General features: G+C 68.4%; 2 protein-coding genes. Both read left to right on the top strand.

Annotated elements, in window-relative coordinates; all coding sequences use genetic code 11:
• The first annotated feature begins 625 nt into the window (after positions 1-625).
• Entirely contained in the window at positions 626-1,627 is a 1,002-nt protein-coding gene (locus tag ACIRJP_RS42460) for a DUF6192 family protein (RefSeq protein ID WP_404186582.1), read from the top strand.
• Between the two features lie 2 nt (positions 1,628-1,629).
• Positions 1,630-2,049, top strand: a complete 420-nt coding sequence (locus tag ACIRJP_RS42465; RefSeq protein ID WP_404186584.1) for a RacP protein — start codon at positions 1,630-1,632, stop codon at positions 2,047-2,049.
• Positions 2,050-2,144: the final 95 nt, after the last annotated feature.

The following is a 2,144-nucleotide window of genomic DNA, read 5'->3' on the forward strand; positions in this document are numbered from 1 at the left end:
CCGCGCTACGACGTCGGCAAGACCGTCAAACGCCCCGAGACACTCAAGGCCATCGGGAAGCTCGGCAGATCTTGGTAGATAAAGGACAAGCTAAGTGGCTGTTTCTCATCCCCGGTTCTGAGTAGCCTTAGGTTCTACGCTGGCGTGGTGTCCGAGGGCACCGGGCGGGCCGGGGAGAGGAACTGTCGGGCTTGCGGCGAACGGCTGGGGCCGGGTGCCCGGCCTGACGCTTTGTTCTGTTCCTCAGCGTGTCGTGCCAGGCAGTGGCGTACGGAACGCCGGTTGCGCAAGCGCTTGGCGGCCGTGCGGGGCGGGGTTGGCGAGGTCGAGTGTCCCGAGTGCGGGGTCCGGTGGGTGGCCAGCGTCGACCGGAGGTCGACGGCGCTCTTCTGCTCGGGCCGGTGCAAGGTGAGGGCCTGGCGGCGACGGAAGAAAACGTTCGGCGAACGGTCACAGTGACCGCATCGCGAACGCGTCCTGAGCCCAACTTCGTTCAGCAGTCGGTCATTTGCAGTCATTCATTGTGATCAGTGGATTTCCGGTCTGACTCTCGGTGATGAGCGGGTCGTGTCCACGTCACGAACTTCAGCTTCGTGCCCCGGCCCGCATGGATGGTGACAGCACCATGCCGGAGGAGATCGACAACGTCGGAGAAGTGACCCTGTCCCGCTACGAGCAGATCGTGGCCGAGCTGCGGGACGTGGTGGAACAGCAGACGCGCGGGCAGTTCACGATCGGGGACCGCGCCCTGGAGATCGAGCCGATGCGGGAGACGGGCGGCGGCGTGCCAGCCAACCCGGAGTGGTCGGTGACCGCGACACTGACGCGGCTGGCCGAGGACATCGGCCTGAAGTTCAGCACGGTGAAGTCGGCGAGGTGGACGTCCTCGCGCTGGCCGGCCGATCGTCGTCAGCCCGGTGTCTCCTTCACCGTTCACCGGACGCTGGCTTTCATCGAGGACGAACAGGAGCGGTTCGCCGTCATCCTCACTCCGCCCAAGGGCAAAACCCGGTGGGTGCCGGACGACGCCCGGCGCTACGTGGGCAACCAGGTCGAAACGCCCATCACGCCTCAGGAGAAGATCACCGCTATCCACTCGCTGGCCCAGGACGACCAGGTCGCCGCAGCGGTGACCAGCGATTTCCTGAAACGTCCAGAGGTGACGGCCTCGGTCACCCCGGTGGACAAGACCCGGGTGGTGGAGGAGTTCACCCGCGACGAGCACGTCGCCACCACGGCGGCGACGAACCTGCTCCGGCGGCCGGACGTCGCGTTCAAGGCGATGAGCGACGACCACGCCCGTTTCCAGGTCAACCATGCCCAGAACGAACGGAGTCGGCAAGCCCGTCAGCACTTCGAGGACACCAGCCCGGTCGCCCCGGCGGTCCGCAATATCGACCGGACGGTGGAGTTTCTGGACCTGGTCACCGCCTGCCACGTGTTCGTGGCCGCGGCCGGCCGCACGGTCCCGGGGCTGCGAGACCGGACCCTGGGCGAGGACGAGTCCGCGATCGTGCACCAGAACATCGCGAAAGTCCGGGCGACGCTGGACTGGATCGAGACCGCGGTCGACACCGGCAAAGTCGACATGGACGACGAGCTCGCGGCCATCCTGCGGGGCGAGTAGCCGTGGCCCGCGCCTCCCGGCGCAAGGGCGACGCCGCCAGACGGCACGCCGACACCGTCCGCTTCGTGCTGTTCGAAGCACGTCCGGCCGGGCTGGTCCTGCACCAGTTGGTCCGCGCCAGCGCGCTGTCCCCGCACCAGGTCCGTTCGGGGCTGGCCGCGTTGAAGGACGAGGCCGCGTCCAAGGGCTGGCCGCCGCTGATCTGGACTCGCGCCGACGGCTACCAGCTCGGCGCGGAGCGGGCCGCGCTGGAAGCCTACGAACGGCAGGTGGTGGGCGAGAAGCTAACTCAGTTCCGCCGGTTCATCACCGGCACCGTCGCCCCGCACGCCGCCGCCCACCCGAACGACAAATGGGTACGGCACATCGTCGCCCAGCTCAACTCCATCGAATCCACCCTCGACCTCATCAGCAGCGCCTGACCGTCTCCTTGGCGGGGGGGGGGGGGGGGGGCGGGGGGGGCCCCCCCCCCCCCCACCCAAGCGGGGAGGGAAGGGGCCGGCCGCCGCAAACCCCC

This window comes from Streptomyces sp. NPDC102437 (assembly GCF_044765565.1).
In the GTDB taxonomy this organism is placed as follows: domain Bacteria; phylum Actinomycetota; class Actinomycetes; order Streptomycetales; family Streptomycetaceae; genus Streptomyces.

Coding starts and splice junctions, on each gene's coding strand:
- ACIRJP_RS42460 (WP_404186582.1), top strand. CDS start 626: ATGCCGGAGGAGATCGACAACGTCGGAGAAGTGACCCTGTCCCGCTAC.